The organism is Novosphingobium sp. RL4, from assembly GCF_035658495.1.
Lineage (GTDB): Bacteria > Pseudomonadota > Alphaproteobacteria > Sphingomonadales > Sphingomonadaceae > Novosphingobium.
Genome location: NZ_CP141944.1, coordinates 1,368,174 through 1,383,096, shown reverse-complemented (window position 1 = coordinate 1,383,096; position 14,923 = coordinate 1,368,174). Strand labels below are relative to the sequence as shown.

16 protein-coding genes are annotated in these 14,923 nt (G+C 65.5%); 8 read left to right on the top strand and 8 right to left on the bottom strand.

All coding sequences use genetic code 11. The features are described from left to right. Positions 1–5: 5 nt before the first annotated feature. The 5 genes from U9J33_RS06735 to U9J33_RS06715 form a co-directional block, all read right to left on the bottom strand. On the bottom strand, positions 6–764 hold the full coding sequence (locus tag U9J33_RS06735) for a F0F1 ATP synthase subunit A (RefSeq protein WP_221937158.1): 759 nt from the start codon (positions 762–764) through the stop codon (positions 6–8). 80 nt (positions 765–844) lie between these two features. Further along, positions 845–1,165 (bottom strand): AtpZ/AtpI family protein, encoded by a 321-nt coding sequence (locus U9J33_RS06730; RefSeq protein WP_054439790.1) that lies wholly within the window; start codon positions 1,163–1,165, stop codon positions 845–847. A 385-nt stretch (positions 1,166–1,550) separates the two neighbouring features. Continuing rightward, positions 1,551–1,946 carry a YdbL family protein gene (locus U9J33_RS06725; RefSeq protein ID WP_054439792.1) on the bottom strand — a complete coding sequence of 132 codons (396 nt, stop codon included), beginning with the start codon at positions 1,944–1,946 and terminating at the stop codon, positions 1,551–1,553. Next, entirely contained in the window at positions 1,946–2,182 is a 237-nt protein-coding gene (locus tag U9J33_RS06720; protein WP_292634489.1) for a YnbE family lipoprotein, read from the bottom strand. Before U9J33_RS06720 ends, U9J33_RS06725 begins: the two co-directional genes overlap by 1 nt. 47 nt (positions 2,183–2,229) lie before the next feature. Beyond that, a complete protein-coding gene (locus tag U9J33_RS06715; RefSeq protein ID WP_324698687.1) occupies positions 2,230–5,436 on the bottom strand; it encodes a YdbH domain-containing protein in 3,207 nt (1,068 codons plus the stop codon). 53 nt (positions 5,437–5,489) lie between these two features. On the opposite strand from U9J33_RS06715, the gene radC reads away from it, so the two are divergent. The 3 genes from radC (at position 5,490) to U9J33_RS06700 (ending at position 8,186) form a co-directional block, all read left to right on the top strand. Next, positions 5,490–6,260, top strand: coding sequence for a RadC family protein (gene radC / locus U9J33_RS06710; protein WP_324699016.1), 771 nt, complete (start codon positions 5,490–5,492; stop codon positions 6,258–6,260). A 2-nt stretch (positions 6,261–6,262) separates the two neighbouring features. Beyond that, a complete protein-coding gene (locus U9J33_RS06705) occupies positions 6,263–7,012 on the top strand; it encodes an NRDE family protein (RefSeq protein ID WP_324698686.1) in 750 nt (249 codons plus the stop codon). A 112-nt stretch (positions 7,013–7,124) separates the two neighbouring features. After that, complete coding sequence (locus U9J33_RS06700; protein WP_324698685.1) at positions 7,125–8,186, top strand: endonuclease/exonuclease/phosphatase family protein; 1,062 nt, start codon at positions 7,125–7,127, stop codon at positions 8,184–8,186. Positions 8,187–8,225: 39 nt separating this feature from the next. Here the strand turns inward: U9J33_RS06700 and U9J33_RS06695 are convergent, their stop codons facing one another. Next, positions 8,226–9,245, bottom strand: a complete 1,020-nt coding sequence (locus U9J33_RS06695; protein WP_324698684.1) for an alpha/beta hydrolase — start codon at positions 9,243–9,245, stop codon at positions 8,226–8,228. Positions 9,246–9,570: 325 nt separating this feature from the next. Between U9J33_RS06695 and purB the strand changes: the two genes are divergently transcribed. From purB to U9J33_RS06675, 4 genes are all read left to right on the top strand, one after another. Further along, the gene (purB, locus tag U9J33_RS06690) at positions 9,571–10,884 is read left to right on the top strand and encodes an adenylosuccinate lyase (RefSeq protein WP_324698683.1); all 1,314 of its coding nucleotides are present in this window, start codon (positions 9,571–9,573) and stop codon (positions 10,882–10,884) included. Between the two features lie 90 nt (positions 10,885–10,974). Further along, positions 10,975–11,310: a LapA family protein gene (locus tag U9J33_RS06685; RefSeq protein WP_054439803.1), complete on the top strand. Its 336-nt coding sequence runs from the start codon at positions 10,975–10,977 to the stop codon at positions 11,308–11,310. A gap of 4 nt (positions 11,311–11,314) precedes the next feature. Beyond that, positions 11,315–11,992, top strand: coding sequence for an orotidine-5'-phosphate decarboxylase (gene pyrF / locus U9J33_RS06680; protein WP_054439805.1), 678 nt, complete (start codon positions 11,315–11,317; stop codon positions 11,990–11,992). A 177-nt stretch (positions 11,993–12,169) separates the two neighbouring features. Beyond that, positions 12,170–12,928 (top strand): SIMPL domain-containing protein, encoded by a 759-nt coding sequence (locus tag U9J33_RS06675; RefSeq protein ID WP_324698680.1) that lies wholly within the window; start codon positions 12,170–12,172, stop codon positions 12,926–12,928. 22 nt (positions 12,929–12,950) lie between these two features. Here the strand turns inward: U9J33_RS06675 and U9J33_RS06670 are convergent, their stop codons facing one another. Then, positions 12,951–13,310, bottom strand: coding sequence for a DUF4019 domain-containing protein (locus U9J33_RS06670; protein ID WP_324698679.1), 360 nt, complete (start codon positions 13,308–13,310; stop codon positions 12,951–12,953). Between the two features lie 112 nt (positions 13,311–13,422). On the opposite strand from U9J33_RS06670, the gene U9J33_RS06665 reads away from it, so the two are divergent. Next, positions 13,423–14,064 (top strand): phosphoribosylanthranilate isomerase, encoded by a 642-nt coding sequence (locus U9J33_RS06665; RefSeq protein ID WP_324698678.1) that lies wholly within the window; start codon positions 13,423–13,425, stop codon positions 14,062–14,064. A gap of 140 nt (positions 14,065–14,204) precedes the next feature. Here U9J33_RS06665 and U9J33_RS06660 read toward each other — a convergent pair whose 3' ends face one another. Beyond that, positions 14,205–14,672: an outer membrane protein gene (locus tag U9J33_RS06660; RefSeq protein WP_054439809.1), complete on the bottom strand. Its 468-nt coding sequence runs from the start codon at positions 14,670–14,672 to the stop codon at positions 14,205–14,207. Positions 14,673–14,923: the final 251 nt, after the last annotated feature.

Here is a 14,923-nt window from a genome sequence, read left to right as displayed (position 1 = left end):
AAAAATCAGTGAAGATTCTCGGCGTCGTTGAGATAGACGCAAGTGAGAAGAGCGAAAACATAGGCCTGGATACCGGCAACCAGCAGCTCGAGAGCGCAGATGCCGACCATCAGGATGAAGCTGGGCAGCCCGGCGATGGCGAAGAGGCCGATACCGGCATTGCCCGAGCTGATGACGAAGCTCGAAAGAACCTCAAGAAGGACGTGGCCGGCCATCATTGCGACGAAAAGACGCAGGCCGAGGCTGAACGGGCGCACCAGGAAGGAGATCAGTTCCACGCAGAAGATCAGCGGGATCATGATCACCGGAGTGCCGTGCGGCACGAACAGCGAGAAGAAGTGCAGCTTGTGCTTCGCGAAACCGACGATGATGACGATCGCGAAGGAAAGCACCGCAAGAACGCCCGTGGCCGAGAAGTGGCTGGTGAACGTGAAGGCATGGAGACCGATCACGCCCAGCGGCAGCAGGCCGAGGAAGTTCGCGAAGAGAATGAACATGAACAGCGAGAAGATGTACGGAACGTACTTCTTGCCGCCGGGGCCGACGTTCGCAGCCAGCATGCCGTCGATGAAGCCGGTGAAGGTTTCCACCGCCATCTGCCAACGACCGGGCACGAGCTGGCGCTTCATGCCGCCCGCAACGAAGAACGCCAGCGTGACGGCGGCAATCGCCATCCACAGCGTGCTGTTGGTGAAGGCGATGTTGTAACCGGCGATGCTCCAGCCTTCCGAGCCGAACAACGGCTGGATGCTGAACTGGTGCATCGGATCGACCTTCGCTTCGGCTGCCACGCGAATATCCCTGTCGCCAATGAACGACAGCGCCCTAATCCACCCCCCTTGGGTCAATCCGGGCGCCGGTTCGAATTCCTGATAATATTCCTGAAGGCAACGAATATTCCGAGGAACATCATTACCATCAGACCCCAGGGCGATGTTCCGGCAAAGTGATCAATCACCCAGCCAAGAAACAGACCACCGGCAACCCCACCGAGCAAGTCGGCCAGGACGCGGTTTCCGGCACGATAGGCATCGTCCGTTTCCGCGCCCGCGACCGGCTTCTGACGCTTCGCCTCCCGCTCACGAAGGGCTTTCAGCCGATCGTCCAGCGAATCGAGGCGCGCATCCTCGCCGACAGGTTCCCGTGCGGACGGCTCGTCGTTCATGTCAGGCTCCTCCTCTCAAACGAATAGGAACGTAATGACGCGTTCAACGGCTGCCCGCCGAGGGCGCCGCCCCCTTAGGGTGGGGCTATTCTTGAGTCAACCATGGCACGAGGCGCGCGGCAACAGTTGTTCACACGCGACGGCGTGTGTCCAAGTGTCGATCAGGCTGCGGAAGTGGTGCCTTGCGGACAATACCGCAAGGACGATGCCGAAGAAAATCCTCAAGAACGCGCCGAACGTCCGCCGGGATATTCAGCTCGGGAGGAAGCCCGGCCGCTCGCCTTCGCGAACGCGGCGCTCTTCGACATACGAAAAAGGGCGACCGGAAAACCGGCCGCCCTTTCAATGTTCATTAGACGCTGTCGATATCAGCGCCAGCCCGATATCAGGGGCAGCGTGCATCGCGCTCCGGCGCTCCGGCACCGCGAACCTTCCATGAACCATCGGGGGCCTGATACTTTTCGCCCGGCTGGGTCTGCGAGATCAGGCGGCATGCCGTGGCAAAGGCATATTCCTCGATCGTGCTCTTGCCCGCGGCCTTTTCGGTGTAGATCGCGCGCCGCTTGTTGTTGAGGTCACGAACCATGGCGCGAATATCGGCGGAAGGCGCTCCGATCACGCCGAGATAACCGTCCTTCTGTTCGCCCACCTGCCCTGCGGCACGGGCTGCGGCATAGGCCGGGTCGCGCCCTTCCTGCGCCAGCGCGCCGCTACCGGCACCAAGTGCCAGCGCAATCGCACCCAGATAGGCGACGGGACTGCTGAAACGGATCTTGCTCATCAGAATACGCCTTCGTTTTCCTTGATCGTGTTCTCCGCGTCCTGGGAGAGACGATAGATAACTTCCTGCCTGATGTTGATGTTGAGTTCGATCACTATCGGCTTGTCGGGCGCGCTCACATTCACGCATCCGCCCAGCATCGATCCCAGACCCATCACCACCATCAGGGCGCGAACGGCGCGCCTGCCGGACCGAAAGGGAACCTGCTGCGGGTTGTGGAGTGCCTGGCTCATCATCGCCGGACTTGTCGCAGCCGGAGTGCTTCCGGTCAATTCCAGGGCCTTCATGGATTATTCTCGCTGACTGGAGGCTGAATGGTGGCTGGGGCGGGACGAGTTGAACCGGGATCGCCCGTCGGGACCTGCCCCGGCACCGTGCTGAATATGCCGACCGCACGCGGATCGGTGACGTAAGTGGGATCGTAAAGCGAACGCATCGAGCCGAAGAGCTTGAAGAACGGCGCCTTGATCTTGACGACGAAGCGGATCGGCAGCTTCGCGATCTGCTTGGTGATGAAGTTTCGCTGCGCACTGGTTCCCTGGCTGAGCCCGTCGAAACTGATGCGCGTGAGAAGTTCGCCCGAGATCGAGCCGCCCAGCCCGATCTCCATGTGCCTGTAGTCCACCGACTTGAGCGCACCGAAGGCGAAATTGCCCATCGCCGAAAGGTCCTTGTAGGTCAGCGCGCCCAGATAACTGACATTGCCGCCCGGATCGCGCGAGGCGAGGTAGCCATCGACGATGCGCCCGCCCTGCTCATCGAACACCAGCGGCACTTCGCCATCGAAGACGCCGGTGGCATTGATGTTGGTGAGTTCGAGGTGCTGAACAAAGGTCGCCGCGTCGAGCCCGCTGACGTTGAGCTTGTAGTGCCGTGTTTCCGAGGCGCCGATGCGCATCGTCGCCGGGTCCAGCGTCAGCGTGCCTGACATGAACGGCCAGCGTGCTCCGTTCAGGCGCAGCAGGTAGCCGGGCTCCATCTGGAACGACAGCTCCCCATCGGTCACTTCCACGCCGGGATTGATCGAGGCGATCTTCAGCTTCTGGTCCGGCGCAGTGACGAAGCCGAGCAGGTCCGTGAACGCGATATCCCCGCTCAATCCCTTCACCGGACCGAACGCCGCCGCAAAATCGAGGCCGTCGGTGGCGAAGCGCCCGTGGCTGGTCACGCCCTGCCCGTTCCAGTCGATCCGTCCGGTGCCGTGGACGCTGCCTTCCAGGTTCGAGACGATGCCCAGCAGCAAAGGCGAGAGCGTTTCGGCCTGGACCTGCTTGTCGAACGTGATCCCGGAGACCGCGAGGTCGGCATGGCCGCTCGCCTTGCCGAGATCGTGGACCACGTCGGCGCGGACCATTTCACGGTCGCTGGTGGGCTCCCGCAGCACGGCCTGGGCGGTAATGACGTTGTTTTCCAGCCTCAGCGTTCCGTCGCGGGCGACGAGAGGCTGGAAACGCGGCGCCTGCTGGCGATCGACCAGGGTGAAGCGGGCCTTGTCGATGGCGAGCACGCCCCCCGAATAGCGCCAGTTGCCCGCGGTCTGCTTGAGGTCGAGCGGGACGGCGGCGAGCGAAATGTCCGCTTCATCGAACGCCCCGCCGATATCCTTGCCCACTTGCGCATCCAGCGTGGCGAGGCGGAACCGCGATGGCGCCTCCCGCGGACCGAGGCTGACATCGACCGCCTTCGCGGTCAGCGCGCCGGGCCTGCCGGCGAACTGCGCGTAGCCGAGCGGGCCGCTGGCGACGCGAATCGGGGTTTCGCCAAGGTGCCCGGACACGTCGAGCGCCGGAACGCCTGCGGCGATGTCGAACCCGCCTGCATGGCTGCGCAGGATCGAACCGCCGCGCGCCGGGCAGACTTGCAGGCTGCGCCTGTCGAGCGTGAGATTTGCAAAAGCGAGCCGCCCGAAGCCGATCGTCGTGCATCGCGGCCAGACCGCAAGCGTGCCGTCCGCGCCCCAGCGCCCGTCGATCGGCAGGACCAGATCCTGCGCCGCGCCGCCGGGCAAGGCACCGGAAAGGCGCGTTTCGCCGGTGAAGCTCATCGTGCCGTCAGGCGTCTGGCTCAGCGCGAAATGCGGCAGGGCCACGCGGGAATCGCCGGCGCGGTATTCCGGCATCTCGACCTGCAGCGCGAGATGGCCGCGTGCATCGCTTTCCATCCGCCCGGAAACTTGCGGCAACCCCTGCCCGCCACTTGCGAAATTGCCGGTGACCACGGGGCGGCGGTCGTTCGCCCCGAATTTCGCCTGCAGGCGGGACAGCGCCAGCAACGAGGCACCGCTGGCCCCGCGCCAATGGCCGCGCGGCACCACCAGGCTGAACCCGTCCTCGCCGCGTCTCAGGATGAGATTCGCGTCAAGCGTACTGCCCCGCGTCTCGCGGGCCAGCGCAGAGCGGACCTGCGTGGCGACCGGCGCGGCGAGCGTGCCCTCCCCGGCGCGCGCCGCCTCGACCAGCATGGCATCAACCGATTCGCCGATGGAGACGCCCTTGCCCGTCACGTCTCCGTCGAGATCGAATCGCGCAAGACCGTTTGCGGAGCGCAGGCTTCCATCGAACGCCAGTTGCCCCAGCCGCGCCTGCGGCGTGGCGAGGCCTTTCGCCTCCACGCGGAACTGAGCGGTGAGCGCCTGCCTGCGATAGGTGAAACGTCCCGAGCCGGTCAGGCCCTCCAGCCGGTTGGCCGCGAAGCCTGTCTCGCCGGCGTCTAGACCGATCCTGCCCTCGCCGCCGTCGAGCAACCGGTCGAGCGTCACGTCGAGCTGCGCGCCGCTCTTTGCCACCCGAAGCGACTGCTTCGGGCAGGCCAGACCGTCGAACCGCAGCGGGCCGGTGAAGCGGGGCTTGCCGCCGGAGATGCGGACCCTGCCATAGAGCGTGGTCCGCCCCGCCTCGCAGCCTTGCGCGGCAAGATGCGGAGAAAGGGCCGCGAGTTCGCCGTCGAACCCGCCGCGCAGCCCGCCTTTTCCGGCAAGCCTGGCGGCGATGCGGCCATAGTCGCTCTCGATCAGGGCGCGCCCGTCCTCCACCGCCACGTCGAGGTCGGGCAAGGCGTAGTCCTTGCTCGGCTCACCCGCGTGCAGCACTTTGTCGAGCGAGCCCAGGCTGAACCTGCCGCCGTGAAGGGTGCCGAAAAGGCGCGGGCGAACCACGGTGATTCGCCCGATGCCCGGCCAACCCCAGTTCAGCCGCGTGGCGACGCGGATTTCCTCGACAGTGAGGTCCGGCCGGCGGGGATCGCCGATCACGAGATTGCGCACGACCTGTTCGGAAGGACCGATGTTGACGATCTCGTAAGTGGCAGGGAGCCCCAGCTTGGCAAGCTCGCCGGAGATCAGGTTTTCGGCGATGTCCTCGCGCCAGAACCATGTGCCGGCCAGCCCGAGCGCGGCGCCCGTCAGCAGGACGAGTGCAAACGCCCTCCGGCGCTTGCGGCGCGGCGGGGGCGTTTCCGCCGGAGCGGTGGCTGGGTCATGCTCCTGAGGCATCCGGTCCTTCACTTGCGCTTGGCGTCCGGGAAAGGCAATTGTCTGTGCACGTTATGCCCGATCACGACAGTCTCTTCGATGAACCCGCCGAAAACTCCGGCCCGGATGCCGGTGGGGTTTCGGGTGCCCGGGATGGGCGCGCCGCGCAGACGGGGAACGATCCCAGCGGCCACCGGGCCCGGTTGCGCAAGCGGCTGGTCGAAGGTGGGGCGGAAGCTCTGGGGGATCACGAGGTCATAGAACTCCTGCTGATGCAGGCCGTTCCCCGGCGCGACATGAAACCCCTCGCCCGCAGCCTGATCCATCGCTTCGGCTCGCTGGCGGGCGTGCTGCAGGCGGATCCGCGCGCGCTGGCCGGCCACCCCGGCATGGGCGAGGCTGCCGTGGCCGCGCTGCGGGTGGTCACTGTCGCGGCGACCCGCCTCGCCCGCCAGAAAGTGCGCGAAGCACCGGTGATCGGCTCGTGGCAGGCTTTGATAGACTATCTGACGATCGACATGGCGCACCTCACGCGTGAGCGCGTGCGCGTGCTCTATCTCAATTCGAAGAACATGCTGATCCTCGACGACCTCGTGGGCGACGGTTCGATCGACGAAGCTGCCATCCATCCGCGGGAGGTGATTCGCCGTGCGCTGGACATTGGGGCAACGGCGCTGATTCTCGTTCACAACCACCCTTCCGGCTCGCCCCAGCCCAGCCGCGCCGACATCGAGGTCACCAACCGCATCGCCGAGGCCGGACGACTGCTCGGCATCTCGGTGCACGACCATGTCATCATCGGCCGGGAAGGCCATACGAGCCTCAGGGCCAAGGGACTGATCTGACGATGTGCGTTGCCGCCGTGGCATGGCAGGCCCACCCGGAATGGCCGCTCGTGGTTGCCGGCAACCGGGACGAGTTCCACACCCGCCCCACCGCCCCGCTCGCGCGCTGGGGTGACGGAAGCGGCATCATCGCCGGACGGGACCTGCTGGGCGGGGGCACCTGGCTGGGCCTCACCGAAGGCGAAACGGCAAGGACGAACCGATTCGTTCTCGTGACCAATTACCGGGTGCCGGAAGGCTCCGTGCCCGGCAGGCCTTCACGCGGAAAGCTTGTCACCGATCTGCTCGAAGGCCGCCGGTCCGAACCGGTCGAATCGATGAACCCCTTCAACCTCGTCGAAGTGGCGGCGGGCGAGGCGCGTTTCCTGACCAACCACCCCGCCCCCGAATCACGCCCGCTCTTGCCGGGCATCCATGGCCTTTCGAACGGCGGGTTCGACGTGCCCTGGCCCAAGACGCTCCAGGTCGAGCAGTCGATTGCCACCTGGCTGGCCCAAGGCGATGCTAACCCTGCAGACCTGCTCGCCGCACTGCGCGCCGAAACCCCGGACCCACGGCTCGCCAGTCCCGAAGACGGCCCGGAGCCGCGCTTCGCCCCGGTCTTCATTCGCGATCCCCTCTATGGCACGCGGTGCAGCACGGTGCTGGCCGTACAGCGCGGCGGCAAGGGCATGATCGTGGAGCGCAGCTTCGCCCCGGACGGCACCACCTTCGGTGAAGTGTGCATGGAATTCCAGTGGTCCACCGCCTGACCGCGCCGCCATGGACTTGCGATCTCGCAGGACTTAGGTCGCTGGCATGTATTTCCGCAAACGGATGAATGGTGGACCTGCTCTTTCCCGAAGCGCTGCGGGAATCGGCCTCATGCTGCTGGTCGCCGGCTGCAACACGGTGGCGCCCCCTTCGGCGCAAGTGCCATGCAGCGCCGTCCAGCCGCCCCCGATCACGCTGCTCGACGACGGGCAAACGGCCACCGCGACACTTTCGGTGCTGACTTACAATATGGAAGGCCTCTCCTGGCCCGCGCGCAGCGGCCGGGGGCCGTCCCTCTCGCAGATCGGCCAACGCCTTTCCGCCATGCGCGCTGCCGGAACCGCGCCCGACGTGGTGCTGTTCCAGGAAATGTTCAGCGATGCCGCCAAGCGGGCGGTCGCATCCACCGGCTACCCCGCAATCCACTCCGGCCCGCACCGCACCACCCGCGCCCGCGGCTCCACCAGGCAGAAGCTGCCGGGCAACTCCAATCTCCAGCGCGGCGAGATCGGCATTCATTTCTTCGGCAGCGGCCTTGCCATCGCCTCGCGCTACGCGATCGTCGATACCGCGCGGCGCGCCTATGGGCGCAAATCCTGCGCCGGGTTCGACTGCCTTGCCAACAAGGGCATCGCACTGGCGCGAATCGAGATTCCCGGCGTGCCCACGCTGATCGACATCTACGATACGCACATGAATTCGCGCGGGGCCTCCCGGGCCCCGGCCGCGCGGAATCTCGCAGCGCATGACCGGCAGGCGCTCGAAGCCTCCGAGTTCATCGACCGGACTCACGATGACGCAACGCCGCTGATCTTCGGGGGCGATTTCAACATGCGCCATTCGGAACAGCGCTGGGAGAACTTCTCCCGCTATCAGTCGCTCGATCTCGTCCATCGCATCTGCGCCGAGCCTGCCTCGGGATGCGACGTGCGCATGTCATGGGATGGCGATGAACCGTGGATGGACACGCAGGACCTGCAGTTCCTGTGGAGCGGAGACAGCGTCCGGATCCGCCCGATCCGGGTGGAGGCCCTGTTTGACGGACGCCCGGAAAGCCCGAAGCTATCGGACCATGACGGTTTTCTCGTCACTTACGAACTGCGCTGGAAGGCCTCGGCCACCCCTGCTCCGGCGTGCCGCCGGAACCCCGGCGCCCTGCCGCCGAGCCCGTAACAGCCCACGCGGCTTTCCTCGCCGGTCGATATCCGGCCTTCACGGCGCCGGGGCGCCCAGCACGTCCAGTAATTTCGCGCCGAACACCTCCGGCGCTTCCACTTGCGGCGAATGGCCGAAGTCCGGCAGTTCGACGATGCGCGCGGACGGCATCGCCGCAGCCGCCTGAGGGGCAATCGCCGGAATGGGCTTCAGCTTCGCGCGCACCTCGGCCGGCGCCTGCCCCTTGCCGAACACCGTGGTGTCCTTCATCCCGATCATCAGCGTGACGGGAACGGCGAGGCGGCCGAACTCGTGCGAAACCGGCTGGGTCAGGATCATCTCGGCGGTCTTAGCCTGTGCCAGTTCGGCGGCATCGTTGTCCGGCGTCGCATATTGGCCCGCCAGCATCGCGACCCAGCGGTCGTAGGCTGGCTTCCACTCACCGTGATAGTAGGTATCGAGCTGGTACTGCCGCATTTCGGCATAGCCCTTGGCCTTCTCGGCAGCGAGCAGCTTGTCGAGCGGGACATAGGGCACGCCCTCCTCCATGCGATCGACAAGGCCAAGCGGGTTCACCAGCACGAGCCGCTGCACCGCGCCGGGATACATCAGCGCGAAACGCAGGCCGAGCATGCCACCGGTCGAATGGCCAAGGATGATCGCCTTCTCCAGCCCGACTTTCTCCATCAGCCGGTGCGTCGCATCGGCCATCATCGCGAAACTGTACTGCGCGGAGGCGGGTTTGGACGATTTGCAGAAGCCGAGCTGGTCGGGAATCAACACCCGGTAGCCCGCGCCGAGCAGGGTGCGGGCGGTATCCTCCCACGTCGCACCGCAGAAGTTCTTGCCGTGGAGCAGGACGACGGCCTGCCCGTTGGGCTGGTCCGGCTGCACGTCCATATAGGCCATCGAGGCGCTTTCGGCGCCGACCTTCAGGTCCATGCGCTCGACCTTCCAGGGATAGGGGAAGCGTTCGAGATCGGTGCCGAATTCCTCCAGCTTCGTTTCCTCCGCCTGGGCCGCGGGCGCACCCAGAATGAAGGCAGTGGCGAGAAAAATCGAAAGCGCACGTCGCATCGCTTGTTCTTCCTGTTGTGACGAGGAGCCGCGAAAAGCTGTCCTCTCGATAGCGCATCTCGTGGAACATGGCTCCTTGAAGCCGGAAAAATCGTTTCCCCGCAAAGGTTGCGGAGCGCTTCGATAACCGTCCCGAACACCGCCCAGGCCGTGCAAACCTTGCACGCCCGCGCCGGAACGGCCGCGATCCGGCCTCAGGATTGCGAGAAGCGGGCCCACGCGCCCTTGCCTTTATCGCAAGCCCGCCCTAGCGGCTCTGGCGCAAGAGGCCCGGTCAGCCTGCCAGCGCAGCCCCGGTCGAGTCAGGTCACTCAAGGAGTCGAACATGGTCCCCCGTTACGCCCGCCCCGCAATGACCGCGATCTGGGAACCCGAAGCCCGCTACCGCATCTGGTTCGAGATCGAGGCGCACGCCGCCGTGAAGATGGGCGAGATGGGCACCGTGCCCGAGAGCGCCGGCAAGGCCCTGTGGGACTGGTGGGCCACCAATCCGACCATCGACGTCGCCGCGATCGACGCCATCGAGGCCGTGACCAAGCATGACGTGATCGCCTTCCTTGACTGGGTAGCCCAGCAGGTCGGCCCCGAAGCGCGCTTCATGCACCAGGGCATGACCAGCTCCGACGTGCTCGACACCACGCTGAACGTCCAGCTCGTCAAGGCCGCAGACATCCTGCTCGAAGACCTCGACGCCCTGCTGGCCGCGATCAAGCGCCGCGCCGAAGAGCACAAGTACACCCCGACCATCGGCCGCAGTCACGGCATCCACGCCGAGCCAGTGACTTTCGGCCTCAAGATGGCCGAAGCCTATGCCGAATTCTCGCGCTGCAAGACCCGCCTGCTCGCCGCCCGCGAGGAAGTCGCCACTTGCGCGATCTCGGGCGCCGTGGGCACGTTCGCCAACGTCGATCCGGCCGTGGAAGACTATGTGGCCGACAAGCTCGGCCTCGCGGTCGAGCCGGTCTCGACGCAGGTCATCCCGCGCGATCGCCACGCCATGTTCTTCGCCGTGCTGGGCGTGATCGCCAGCTCGATCGAACGCCTCGCCATCGAAGTCCGCCACCTTCAGCGCACCGAAGTGCTTGAGGCGGAAGAATACTTCTCGCCCGGCCAGAAGGGCTCGTCGGCCATGCCGCACAAGCGCAACCCGGTGCTGACCGAAAACCTCACCGGCCTTGCCCGCGTCGTACGCTCGGCGGTGGTCCCGGCGATGGAAAACGTGGCGCTCTGGCACGAGCGCGACATCTCGCACTCCTCGGTCGAACGCTTCATCGGCCCCGACGCGACCATCACCCTCGACTTCGCACTGGCCCGCCTCACCGGCGTGATCGACAAGCTGCTCGTCTATCCCGAGCGCATGCGGAAGAACCTCGACCGCATGGGCGGCCTCGTCCACTCGCAGCGCGTGCTGCTGGCGCTGACCCAGGCCGGCCTGACGCGCGACCAGTCGTATCGCCTGGTTCAGCGCAATGCGATGAAGGTGTGGGAATCGGACGGTCAGCTCTCGCTGCTCGAACTTCTCAAGGCGGATGAGGAAGTCACCGCCGCGCTGCCGGTCGAAGTGATCGAGGACAAGTTTAACCTCGACTATCACTTCAAGCAGGTCGACACGATCTTCGCGCGCGTTTTCGGGAACTAAGCTTCCAGCCGACACTTCCCATGCCTCGCAATCGCGCTTAGCATCGAGCGCGATTGCGAAGGTCTTGGTACACGAATTGCCGGAGGGAACATGCAGATAGTCCGCACGGTGCTGTGGATTGCGATCACCGCGATCCTGGTCGCTTTCATAGCCATGAACTGGACGAAGGTCCCGGTGAACTTCTGGCCGCTCGACGATGCCAATTACGTTCATTTCGAATGGCCGGTCGGCGTCGTGGCGCTGGTCTTCTTCGGCCTCGGCATGGCCCCGGTGTGGCTCTACCTGCGCGCGATGCGCTGGCGGCTCCAGCGCCGCATCGCCAGCCTGGAAAACTCGCTGCGCGCCAACAGCGTGCCGTCGGCCGTCGCTTCCCCGACCACCGTCGAAACCCCCCTCTCCACCCCAGAACCCTCGCCGGAACCTTGAGAACATGAACAGCAATCCCGTCTATCTCGCCCTCGACCTGCCCCGCCTAGACGCCGCAGAGGCGCTGGCGCGAAAGGTTTCCGGGCACATCGGCGGGATCAAGCTCGGTCTCGAATTCTTCTGCGCCCACGGCCATCACGGCGTGCACGAACTGCACAAGCTCGGCCTGCCGATCTTTCTCGACCTCAAGCTGCACGACATTCCGAACACCGTGGCCGGCGCCATGCAGGCGATCCACGTGCTCGAACCGTCGATCGTCACCATCCACGCCGCCGGTGGCCGCGCCATGATGGAAGACGCCAAGGCCGCTGCCGGAGAGAACTGCAAGGTCGTGGCGGTCACCGTGCTGACCAGCCTCGACGGCGGCGACCTGAACGCCATCGGCGTCAACGCCGAACCGCACGAACAGGCCCTGCGCCTGGCGGATCTTGCCCATTCTGCCGGGCTCGACGGCATCGTCTGCTCTGGCCACGAAGTCGCCGCCGTCCATCAGCAGTGGAAGGACGGCTACTTCGTCGTCCCCGGCCTGCGCCCGGACGATGGCCGCAATGGCGACCAGAAGCGCACCATGACCCCGCGCGCCGCGCGCGATGCCGGCGCCAGCGTACTTGTCGTCGGCCGCCCGATCAGCCGCGCCGAAGACCCCCTCGCCGCCGCGCGCGCGATCGAGGCCACGCTCTGAACTGAAATCCGCTGCCGGCGGTTGTTCGCGTCACCGGCCCGTTCGGGCCGGTGCGACGCCGCGTGGAACACAAACCTTTCATAGCGCAAAATGCACGGTTCAGCGCCGGGCAACCTCTCGCCAGCCAGATCGTTGATCCGGCCAATGAATGGCCAAATGGATAGAGAGTGCGACCTCATGAAATCCCTGAACCTGCTTGCCGTTACCACCGCCGCCCTGGCATCGACGATGGCGGTTCCCGCCCTTGCCCAGGACTCCGGCATGATCCCCGCGATTGCGGCGGGCCACACGCTGCTGACGATCAACGCCCAAGGCTCTTCCACCCGCACGCCTGACATGGCGGGCTTCTCGGCGGGCGTCACCACGCAGGGCGCCACCGCCAGCGAAGCGCTGAACAGCAATTCGACGCGGATGGGCCAGGTCATCGCCTCGCTCAAGCGTGCAGGCGTTGCCGACAAGGACATCCAGACCAGCAGTCTCAGCGTCAACCCGGTCTATGCGCAGCCCAAGCGCCAGCCTGACGGATCCTATGTCGACGGCCCGCGCGAGATCGTCGGTTACGAGGCCGGCAACACCGTCAGCGTTCGCCAGCGCAAGCTCGACGATATGGGCAAGGTGATCGACGCGCTGGTCAAGGCGGGCGCGAATCAGGTCAACGGCCCCAACTTCATGCTCTCCCAGCCCGACGCCGCGCAGAACGAGGCGCGAGTCGCCGCGATCAAGGACGCGCGCGCACGGGCCGATCTCTATGCCGGCGCCACCGGCCTGCGGGTGGCCCGCATCATTTCCATCAGCGAGAGCGGCGGTTATTCGCCGTCACCGATCATGTACCGTGCCAAGGCTGCCATGGATTCCGTGGCCGCCGCTCCCCCGGTCGCCGCAGGCGAACTGGAAACCAACGTGAACGTCACGGTGCAGTTCGAACTCGCCCCCTGATCCCCCCTCTGACTGCCCCCGGTCAGTTCAGCATCATATCCTGCGAATCGATGTTGTAGCCCACCAGGGTCATTCCGCCTCCGTCACCCTTGCGATAGACAAACTGCTCGACCCCGGAGCCATGCTCGAAGGTCGTCTGGTACGTGAGGGTGACGAAGCTGCCGCCGGTGGTGGCATTGGCATTCCAGCCGACCTGCTTCGCTTCGCGAACCTTGCCCAGCTTGCGGTGCACGGCATCGAGGAACTTCTCGAACTGCGGGCGCTGAGTCGTCTCGCGCAATTGCGGATCGGCCTTGGTCCAGACCTGCTGCCACTGCCCGGCATCGAGCGCCTGATGGAACTTGCCGACTTCGATCTCGGCATCCTTGAACGACTCCTTCACCCCGCAGCCTCCCAGCATTGCAGCGGCGGCAAATGGCATTAGATAGCGGCCCAGTCGGTTCATCATCGGTCCCCCTTCACATCGGGGACACAATCTAGGCCAGAAAAGCGACATGCCAACTGCGGCGATCAAGATCTGCGGGATAAGCACGCCCGAAGCGCTCGAAGCGGCGATCCGCGCGCGGGCGGCCCACGCCGGCTTCGTGTTCTTTCCCAGAAGCCCCCGGAACGTCACGCCCGCGCAGGCTGCCCTGCTTTCGCAGCAGGCCGGAAGCCGCATCGGCAAGGTCGGGCTGTTCGTCGATGCCGATGACGCGGCGATCGCCGAAGCCGTGGCCGGCGCCCGCCTCGATGCGCTCCAGCTTCATGGCAGTGAAAGCCCCGAACGCGCCGCGGCATTGCGTGATCGCTTCGGGATAGCGGTGTGGAAAGCCCTGTCCGTGGCCACCGCCGAAGATGCCGCCAGGGCCGCAGCCTATGCCGGTGCCGTGGATCTCGTGCTGTTCGACGCCAAGACGCCCAAGGGCTCGCTGCCGGGCGGAATGGGCCTCAGCTTCGACTGGAGCCTGGTGGCGGACTGGAAGGGGCCGGTCCCCTGGGGCCTCGCCGGCGGCCTTACGCCGGACAACGTCGCTCAGGCCATCAGGATGACCCGCACGCCGCTGGTCGATACGTCCTCGGGCGTGGAAAGCGCGCCGGGCGTAAAGGACCTCGACCGGATCGATGCCTTCGCCCGCGCCGTGCGCGGCGCCTGAGCAGCCGCGGCCTGCGCCAAAGAGAAAGGGCGGCCCCTCATAGACCGCCCTTCCCTGGCTTACGCTCCTTGCAGAGCGGATTCCCATCGTCCGGCCCCGGCCTGGCGAACTCGGTAGCTGCGCCAGGCCGAAGCGTTCGATCAGAACTTGTAGCCGACGCCAACCAGGCCGACGTCTGCGTCGGGGGTGTTGTCGCCAACCAGCAGGTGCTTGTATTCAGCCTTGGCGTAGAACTGGCTGCCGAGGCCCTGCTCGACACCGCCACCAACAGCAACGGCGCTGTTGCCGTACTTGCTGAACTTCGACTGCCAGGTCGAAGCGGCATAAAGCTTGGTGGCCGGAAGGACCTTGAAGCCGGCGCGGCCGCCGACGCCCCACGAAACGCGGGTGTTGTCGGTCAGGATCTTGTCCGCCGAACCTTCGACGCCCACGAAGAACTTGTCACCCAGGTCGTAATCGTAACCGACAGCGACGCCAGCAACTGCTTCGCTGTCGCTACCGTCCCAGATCACGCCGGTGCGCGCTTCAACGCGTGCTTCGTTGGCCAGGGCGGGAGTAGCAGCAGCCACGGCAGCAACCGCGGCGAGCGAAACGAGTGCAATACGCATATTTTTTAACTCCAGTGTGTCCCCGGCCCTCACCGGGGGAGGCCCCGCTGCTCCCCCTTACCTTTCGCCCAGATGAACAAAATTATTCATAATTACCCGAAACCGTCATGAAACTGCCGCTTACAGACATTATATTGCCAATGCATCCAGTGGTGTTGCATGATTTGCAATTGAAATCGGGCAACTCGTCCCCATGCAGTCTAATAGAGGCGAAGGCGCTGGACTTGGCCGCGCCGCTCTGCCAATCGGCC